Origin of the sequence: Bradyrhizobium oropedii (assembly GCF_020889685.1) — a bacterium.
GTDB classification, from domain to species: domain Bacteria; phylum Pseudomonadota; class Alphaproteobacteria; order Rhizobiales; family Xanthobacteraceae; genus Bradyrhizobium; species Bradyrhizobium oropedii.
This window is the reverse complement of the sequence record NZ_JACMYO010000306.1, coordinates 1-6,301: the sequence shown is the minus strand read 5'-3', so window position 1 is coordinate 6,301 and position 6,301 is coordinate 1. Positions and strand designations below refer to the sequence as shown.

Genomic DNA, 6,301 nt, shown 5'->3' with positions numbered 1-6,301 from the left:
GGGCGGCGCTTGATGGTGACGCTGTGGACCTGACGCTGTTGCCGCATCGGGTTTAAACGCTCGCTATTCGCCGGCTTTGAGCGTAGAGTCGCGTCATCACCGCCCATCCACGGCATCCACCGGTGACTGAGGGTAACGTAGGGCTCCCGCCAAAAGATGAGGAGCATACGTGTCTGGATTTCGTCTGGCCGATTGGATCGTGCCGCCGGTGATCGTTCCCCTGTTTCTTCTGCTCCTGGTGGCCGCTGCCGCCGTCTTGCATGGATAAGGCGCCTCAACGATGAATTCGGCAGCGCCAGCGTTTGGCCACGCCAGGCGGACGCTTGATGCGACCGGCAACGCGCAAGCGCGCAGTCGGCGCACAGCCAAAATCATGAAATGCTCAGCGTGATGATCGACCGGAAAGGCACCTGTATGAAAACGCTGCTATTCGCCGCGGTTGCGGCCACCCTGCTTGCGCAGGGCGCGTTCGCCGCAGAACCGGCCTGCCACAAGATCGAAGGCACGGTCGGTCGTCTCGCCTGCTACGATGCCGCGTTCCCTCCGACGGTCAAGAAGGCTCCGGCCATCGATAACAACGCGCCGCGATCCGAATACAAGGACCCGTTGATCGCGGAAGATGCCCGCGTTGCGGCGAAGCTGAAGAATATCTGTCGCGGCTGCTGAGATCTGCGACCAGGCGCGCATGGGAGCGGGCGACAGCGAGGGCGATCCATCATTTCGCCATATGCGCTGTCCGACACGCTTCCAGCTTCTCCGCGATCAAGACTTCCGTGCCCGTTGTGACGATAAACGCTGCGTGCGGCGTTCGCTGCCGCTGGCGTCAACCGCGTCTCTTGGTAGCACAAAGGAGCCTTCATGGCCCGCGAAACGACCTACGTCGTGCAGGCATTCAACGCCGGCAAGGGTGGGCATCTGAAGCCCGACTCTCCAATCGTCTGCAAGACGGCAAATGGCGCGCTGCGAACGGCAGAGCGCCTGGCGTTGAGCAAGCTCGCCGTCGTTGCATTCTCGTCCACCGGCGACCCCGAAATGGGCGACTATGATGATGAGCCCATGGTCTTCTTTCGGAAGGGTGAGCTTCCGGCCAATTTCGGCTGAGTCCCGGGTTGCGAGTGAGCAGGTATGTACGGAGGACCCAGATGGGTGAGCGACTTGAAACGCTGAAGAAGGCCCGCGATCGCATGATCGAGGACAGGGACGCGCATGCGAAAGTGCTGGCCGCTCCGTTCGATCGTGACAAGGCGGAGCGGGCCCGCAGCAAGTTCGTCGAGGTGCAGGCGCTGGTCGAAGCCCTGGACCGCGCCATCAGCGCGGAGGACTCCGTTTCAGCAAGGGACTGAAGCCGGAAACCGCGCGCGGCTAACGGAGCGCCAACTCGCGCGATCGGCGTTCACCTCTTGCCGTATTCGGTGAAAACGTAATCGCGGTTCTGCACCACGGTGTGGCAGGCATAGCCGCACTTCGCGTCGTTCTCCTGTGGCGGATTGTCCGCCGTGGTGGCCGGCCTGAACACATCCGACGCCGCGTCATACTCGAACGCGCCGTATCCCCATCCGCCGCTATCCGCGAACCGCTTGCTGTCCTTCAGCATGAAGTCGACGTCGTGTTGGGCGCCGGCACCGTCGGCTGACCGGGATACCCTTCCTGCTTTTTCGGGATCCAGTGAATCTTCGCCATCTTGGCACCGTCCGGGAACGGCTTGCCATTGCCGGGGATGCCCTCCCGATAGGCGCCGATCATCGCCGGATTGCCCAGGATCACGGCGATGACGCCTTCGTTCTCGCTGATCGCGATCACCGGCCAGTCCTCGTATCCCCTGAACTCGGAGAACGCGAGCCCACCGGGCACTTGCAGACTGTATTTGTCCTGCGCGGAAATCGCGACACCAGTCGCGAGGACGGAAATCGACACCGAAGCAACGAGATTGATCAGCGAGCTCTTCTGCATGGTCGCATCTCCCTCAATCGATTTGGCGGCGGATCATCTCTTGCTGGAAATTCCTCTTATCGCGTTGCCTTCTTCGAGGCTCAGGACTGCGCGGACCGTTGGTCAAGGGAACGAATTACAGCATGGAATGGCGCGGAGCGAAATGGGGGCGCTGCCATGGTCCGCGGCCCGAAGCACTGGCGTGAGCGCCTATTGACAACCGTCGCATCGCGCCAGAAGACTCAGGGCGCATCGTCGTGCATGCGACCCCAGGGGATAACCGATGTCCCTCGACTTTCGCTTCCATCGCACTCCCGTCGACGTTCTCGCTTACGAGCTCGCCGAGGAGAAAGCCTCCGCACTCGGACGGATGGGTCGCGCGCTGGAGCAGGCTCTCGCCAAGCTGCGCGAGTTCGATGTTGTCCATCCGCGCGCTGAAGCACCGGCATCCGCCCAACAGGCACGGCGCATCCTGGTGCGGGAAGCCGGCCATGCGCTCTGGATGTTCGTGGTGCAGCGGGAAGCCTGCGGCATGCGCGACAGCCGCGCGATCATGCGCACCTACAATGTGCCCGGCGAAGTGCAGCACTGCATGGGGCCGCTGCTCGTCGCATCGACCGCATCGCCATAAAGGCGCGGACCGCCGCCGCGCTGCAGCAGTGGTCGACGAGAAGTCCGACGGCGGGTGCCACAGACCAAGGTCGAATTTACCGGGCGGACCGAAGGACTAGATTTCGGAGTGCAAGACCGTGTCATGAAGGGATGTCGTACTCCCGCGATGGCGATCGGTTAGGCCGCGCGCGATCCAGGGCCGGCTTCCTTTAGGCCTGCATGGGCACGCCCCGCGCATTTGCGGCCCTGCCCCAACCAAACAAACAATCGGTCATCGATACCACCGTCCACTGCCGTGGACGGGGGACGAAACGCATTCCAGATGGCTCGAACATGTCGGGCCAGGGAGATGTACAATGACGACATTGGACATTGCAGTCGCCCCGCTCCCGGAAGCCGAGCATCATGCGCAATTGCGTCGCGCGTTGATTGCCAGCACGGTGGGCACCACCATCGAATGGTACGACTTTCTGCTCTACAGCACGGTGACCGGCCTGGTCTTCGGCAAGCTGTTCTTTCCCAAGTCCGATCCCCTGGTTGGCGTGCTGGAGGCATTCGCCATCTACACGGTGGGCTTCATCGCGCGGCCGATCGGTGCCGCGATCTTCGGCCACTATGGCGATCGCATCGGCCGCAAGGCGACGCTGATCGCGACGCTGCTGTTGACCGGGATCGCCACCGCGGCGGTCGGCCTCGTCCCCACCTATGACCAGATCGGCATCTGGGGTGCCGTCATCCTGACCGTCATCCGCTTCATCCAGGGTGTGGGCGTCGGCGGTGAGTGGGGTGGCTCGGTGCTGCTCTCGATGGAGTGGGCGCGAACCAACCAGCACCGCGGCTTCATCACCTCGTGGCCGCAGCTCGGCGGTCCCGCCGGGTTGCTGCTGGCAAATGTCGCGGTGCTGGTGTTCAGCCGAATCTCCGGCGACCAGTTCCTGGTCTGGGGCTGGCGCATCCCGTTCCTGCTCAGCCTCGTGATGATCGCGATCGGGCTCTACATCCGGCTCGGCATCATGGAGACGCCGACGTTCCGGCGGATCGTGGCCGAGAATCGCGTCGCGCGAGTCCCGGTGATCGAGGTGATCAAGCGCCAGCCGCGGTCGATCATTCTCGCGGCGCTGGCGCGGATGGCCGAACAGGCGCCGGCCTACATCTATCTCGCCTTTGTGTTCGCCTACGGCACCCAGGTCATCCATCAAGACCGCGACTTCCTGCTGATCTGCCTGATCTGTGCCGGCCTCGTCTCGCTCGTCACCATCCCGCTGGCCGGGCACCTGTCGGATCGCATCGGGCGCAAGCGGATGTATCTGATCGGCTCGGTCCTGACCGGGCTGTTCGGCTTCGCCTATTTCGGCCTGCTGAACACGGCGGCGCCGGCGCTGATCTTTATCGCCATCGTGCTGTCATTCGTGCCGCACGACCTGATGTATGGTCCGCAAGCGGCGCTGATCGCCGAATGCTTCACGCCGCGGCTGCGCTACAGCGGCTGTTCGATCGGCTACCAGCTCTCCTCGGTCATATCAGGCGGACCGGCACCGTTGATCGCCACCGCGCTGCTGGCCGCCACCGGTTCCGGCTACGTGATCGCGCTCTACATCCTGTTCTGCGCGGTGGTCAGCATTGTCGCGACCGCCATGATGCCCGACTACACAAACAAGGACATTTCCGAGGAGCACGACAGGCCCTGATCGAATGATCCAAACGAGGTCCGCAAAAAAATGCGCGGGCCGCCTCGATCGGTGTCGAGGCATGCCCGCGCATTGAACTCGCGGATGCTGAATCAGCCGTGCGCTAGTGCACGCTGACGGCCTGCAACTCGTTGCTCCAGGCGTTCGCGATCGCGGCTTCGCGGCTGTCTGTCAGCATGATCGGCGTGCCGTCGGCGGAGTGCAGTGCGAACAGCTTGAGGCCCGGCGCGATCTTCGGCGCCTGCGGAAAGAGATCTGGTACGTCCTCGGAACGGACCTGCTTCACATAGGCGATATGGCCCTCGCCCAGATGAGCCAGCGCTTCCGGCGTGACGCTGTCGGATTGGTAGATCACACTTGCTTCACTCATGGTCTCGACTCCTCAGTCAGATAAGCGGTCGAGTCCGCTCCTGGTTTCTATTATTCGTGCTCATTGATAGCGATTGTCTTAATGACCCGTTCAGGTTCTGGCCTGGCCAGGTCGATCGACAACAGCCCGTTCTTCAGATCCGCGCCCAGCACCTGCATCCCCTCCGCCAGCACGAAGGTGCGCTGGAAGTGGCGCGCGGCAATGCCGCGATGGATGTATTGCCGAGCCTTGTCGTCCTGCTGGCGGCCGCGGATGACGAGCTGATTTTCCTCAGTAGTTACATCGAGTTGGTCGCGGGTGAAGCCCGCCACCGCCAGCGTGATGCGGAGCCGCTCAGGCTGCCCGTTGGACCGGTCGCACCGCTCGATATTGTACGGAGGATAGCCGTCAGCGCCCTTCACGACGCGATCGAGCGCACGCTCGATTTCGTCGAATCCCAGAAGGAACGGACTGGACAACGATGGAACACGTGACATTACAAAGTCCTCTCGAAGCGACTTTGAGGGGCCCTTGCGGCACCCCATGCAACCGGCGGGCCGCTTGCCCGTCGGTTACAAGCCAATATGGGAGTGATCTCGATAGCGTTCAAGCGCCTCTGAAACCAGCGAAAATGCCGCGCAGCATGGCCCCAATCGTTCCCGATTGGTTATTGACCGACGCGGTTGCGGCCGTCGGCGGTAAAAAGGTGCAGTTTGTCGCGGGGGGCGACCGCCCGGATCCGCTCGCCGATGGCAGGGCCGGTGGCGCCGGGAACCCGGACGATCACCTCGCCCGGCGGCAGCTCACCCGGATTGGCGGCAACGCCCTGTTCCTCGCGCTGGCGGCTGCCGTAGACGAAGGTCTCGGCGCCGACATGCTCGATCGCCTCGACCGTCAGCCCGAGCGCGACGCCGCCGGATGCGGCCTCGCTGGTGATGACGAAGTCCTCCGGCCGGATCCCGACAATGCCGGCGCCGCCGGCGGCCGCGATCTGGGAGGTCAGCTCGTCCGAGCGCAGCGGCATCAGGTTCATCGGCGGCGCGCCGATGAAGGAGGCGACGAAGGTGGTCGCCGGCTTCTGGTAGATATCCAAGGGATTGCCGATCTGCTCGACCTGGCCGCCATTCATGACCACCAGGATGTCGGCCAGCGTCATCGCCTCGAGCTGGTCGTGGGTGACGTAGATCGAGGTGGTGTTGAGCCGGCGCTGCAGCTTGCGGATCTCGACCCGCATCGCGATGCGCAGCTTGGCGTCGAGGTTCGACAGCGGCTCGTCGAACAGGAACACTTTCGGCTGGCGCACGATGGCGCGTCCCATCGCGACGCGCTGGCGCTGGCCGCCGGAGAGCTGGCGCGGCTTGCGCTCCAGCATCGGCGAGAGCTCGAGGACGCGCGCGGCTTCCTCGACCCGGGTCCTGATCTCGGCCTCGGCCATGCCGCGGTTGCGCAGGCCGTAGGCCATGTTGTTGTAGACGCTCATATGCGGGTAGAGCGCGTAGTTCTGGAACACCATCGCGATGTCGCGATCGGCGGGCTCGACCTGGTTGACGACGCGGCCGCCGATGTCGATCTCGCCGCCGGTGATGGTCTCGAGCCCCGCAACCATGCGCAGCAGCGTGGACTTGCCACAGCCGCTTGGTCCGACCAGCACGCAGAACTGGCCGTCGCCGACGTCGACATCGACGCCCTTGATGGCTTCGAAGCCGCCGGGATAGGTCTTGCG

At 63.7% G+C, this 6,301-nt stretch carries 8 protein-coding genes and 1 pseudogene; 5 read left to right on the top strand and 4 right to left on the bottom strand.

Annotation, left to right across the window (positions count from 1 at the left end; genetic code table 11):
• Positions 1 to 414 precede the first annotated feature (414 nt).
• The 3 genes from H8A95_RS41110 (at position 415) to H8A95_RS41100 (ending at position 1,343) form a co-directional block, all read left to right on the top strand.
• On the top strand, positions 415 to 666 hold the full coding sequence (locus H8A95_RS41110) for a type VI secretion protein (protein WP_229188190.1): 252 nt from the start codon (positions 415 to 417) through the stop codon (positions 664 to 666).
• Between the two features lie 192 nt (positions 667 to 858).
• Positions 859 to 1,101, top strand: a complete 243-nt coding sequence (locus H8A95_RS41105; RefSeq protein WP_171947927.1) for a hypothetical protein — start codon at positions 859 to 861, stop codon at positions 1,099 to 1,101.
• A 41-nt stretch (positions 1,102 to 1,142) separates the two neighbouring features.
• Complete coding sequence (locus H8A95_RS41100) at positions 1,143 to 1,343, top strand: hypothetical protein (RefSeq protein ID WP_229188189.1); 201 nt, start codon at positions 1,143 to 1,145, stop codon at positions 1,341 to 1,343.
• Positions 1,344 to 1,393: 50 nt separating this feature from the next.
• Here H8A95_RS41100 and H8A95_RS41095 read toward each other — a convergent pair.
• A pseudogene (locus H8A95_RS41095) lies at positions 1,394 to 1,950 on the bottom strand (cytochrome P460 family protein).
• Positions 1,951 to 2,212: 262 nt separating this feature from the next.
• On the opposite strand from H8A95_RS41095, the gene H8A95_RS41090 reads away from it, so the two are divergent.
• Together H8A95_RS41090 and H8A95_RS41085 are read left to right on the top strand one after the other, a co-directional pair.
• Positions 2,213 to 2,560 carry a DUF6665 family protein gene (locus H8A95_RS41090; RefSeq protein ID WP_229188188.1) on the top strand — a complete coding sequence of 116 codons (348 nt, stop codon included), beginning with the start codon at positions 2,213 to 2,215 and terminating at the stop codon, positions 2,558 to 2,560.
• 337 nt (positions 2,561 to 2,897) lie between these two features.
• Complete coding sequence (locus H8A95_RS41085) at positions 2,898 to 4,229, top strand: MFS transporter (protein WP_229168469.1); 1,332 nt, start codon at positions 2,898 to 2,900, stop codon at positions 4,227 to 4,229.
• Positions 4,230 to 4,332: 103 nt separating this feature from the next.
• Here the strand turns inward: H8A95_RS41085 and H8A95_RS41080 are convergent, their stop codons facing one another.
• The 3 genes from H8A95_RS41080 to H8A95_RS41070 all read right to left on the bottom strand — a co-directional run.
• Positions 4,333 to 4,599: a BQ00720 family protein gene (locus H8A95_RS41080; protein ID WP_229188187.1), complete on the bottom strand. Its 267-nt coding sequence runs from the start codon at positions 4,597 to 4,599 to the stop codon at positions 4,333 to 4,335.
• A 50-nt stretch (positions 4,600 to 4,649) separates the two neighbouring features.
• Complete coding sequence (locus tag H8A95_RS41075) at positions 4,650 to 5,075, bottom strand: Hsp20 family protein (RefSeq protein ID WP_229188186.1); 426 nt, start codon at positions 5,073 to 5,075, stop codon at positions 4,650 to 4,652.
• A gap of 170 nt (positions 5,076 to 5,245) precedes the next feature.
• On the bottom strand, positions 5,246 to 6,301 hold a 1,056-nt coding region (locus tag H8A95_RS41070; protein WP_233287407.1), incomplete at its 5' end, for a sn-glycerol-3-phosphate import ATP-binding protein UgpC.

Coding starts and splice junctions, on each gene's coding strand:
- H8A95_RS41090 (WP_229188188.1), top strand. CDS start 2,213: ATGTCCCTCGACTTTCGCTTCCATCGCACTCCCGTCGACGTTCTCGCT.
- H8A95_RS41110 (WP_229188190.1), top strand. CDS start 415: ATGAAAACGCTGCTATTCGCCGCGGTTGCGGCCACCCTGCTTGCGCAG.
- H8A95_RS41085 (WP_229168469.1), top strand. CDS start 2,898: ATGACGACATTGGACATTGCAGTCGCCCCGCTCCCGGAAGCCGAGCAT.
- H8A95_RS41100 (WP_229188189.1), top strand. CDS start 1,143: ATGGGTGAGCGACTTGAAACGCTGAAGAAGGCCCGCGATCGCATGATC.
- H8A95_RS41075 (WP_229188186.1), bottom strand. CDS start 5,075: ATGTCACGTGTTCCATCGTTGTCCAGTCCGTTCCTTCTGGGATTCGAC.
- H8A95_RS41105 (WP_171947927.1), top strand. CDS start 859: ATGGCCCGCGAAACGACCTACGTCGTGCAGGCATTCAACGCCGGCAAG.
- H8A95_RS41080 (WP_229188187.1), bottom strand. CDS start 4,599: ATGAGTGAAGCAAGTGTGATCTACCAATCCGACAGCGTCACGCCGGAA.